The 748-nt window shown below is 46.4% G+C and carries 1 protein-coding gene; it reads right to left on the reverse strand.

The window, feature by feature from the left end:
• Positions 1 to 714, reverse strand: a 714-nt coding sequence (locus A3763_RS21355) for a histidine kinase dimerization/phospho-acceptor domain-containing protein (RefSeq protein ID WP_231872280.1), incomplete at its 3' end; no start/stop codon positions are given.
• Positions 715 to 748 lie beyond the last annotated feature (34 nt).

Here is a 748-nt window from a genome sequence, read left to right on the forward strand (position 1 = left end):
ACTATGGATTTCCAGCTCGGCATTATGATTGATCAATACATGCTTCACGATCGCTAAGCCCAAGCCTGAGCCGCCACTTGAGTGGTCTCTGCTGGGGTCCGTTCGATAGAAGCGTTCCGTCAAGTGAGGGATGTGAACGGAATCAAAACCTTCACCGGTATCACGCACACAAAAGTGAGCACCTTCTTCATCCAGCCACCAGCTGATGTCGATATCACCACCGGTGGGCGTATACTTAACTGCATTAAACGCAAGGTTTGAGAAGGCGCTATAAAGCTGACGAGAGTCACCGGTAAATAAACAGGGTTTGGTGCTTTCAAAGTCCAAACGAATATTCTGATTTTTGTCAGCGCTAAAGGCTCGTGCGTCGCGGTAGACTTCTTGTAGTACCGGTTCGATATCGATCGCTTGAGTATTACTAGGCAGGCCTTCAGTTTCATACTTGGCGAGTAACAAGAGGTCACTAATCAGGCTTTCCATCCGTTTCGTTTGCTCTTGCATTGAATTTAAGGCTCTTCGCCACTTCTTAGGTGTATCTTCAGCATCCTGGAAGGTTTCGATATAACCTCTAATAACCGTCAATGGCGTTCTCATATCATGAGAAACATTGCTAACGAAGTCACGCCGCATCTGTTCAAGTCGCTGCACACGCGTCACATCTTGCGCGAAAACCAAGCGGTCATCTTTGCCAAACAAAGTGATATGTACTTGCAAAGTTGCACTTTTATTTAAAGGTGAACGTAGCTCT

The organism is Oleiphilus sp. HI0128, from assembly GCF_001635365.1.